Annotated in this window: 1 protein-coding gene; it reads left to right on the top strand. The window is 61.1% G+C overall.

Features of this window, described 5'->3' with window-relative positions:
- On the top strand, positions 1-265 hold a 265-nt coding region (locus tag ACWXWW_RS18105), incomplete at both ends, for a hypothetical protein (RefSeq protein ID WP_455971408.1).

The following is a 265-nucleotide window of genomic DNA, read 5'->3' as shown; positions in this document are numbered from 1 at the left end:
ATCAAGGACTATGAGTGCCTGTGCGGCAAGTACAAGCGCATGAAGTACAAGGGCATCGTGTGCGAAAAGTGCGGTGTCGAGGTTACGGTCTCGAAGGTCCGCCGCGAGCGCATGGGCCATATCGAGCTGGCCGCGCCGGTCGCGCATATCTGGTTCCTGAAATCGCTGCCCTCGCGCATCGGCCTGCTGCTCGACATGCAGCTCAAGCAGCTGGAGCGCGTGCTCTATTTCGAGAGCTACATCGTCACCGAGCCGGGCCTGACGC

Source organism: Microbacterium sp. KNMS (assembly GCF_053851835.1).
This window is presented reverse-complemented; position numbering and strand designations above follow the sequence as displayed.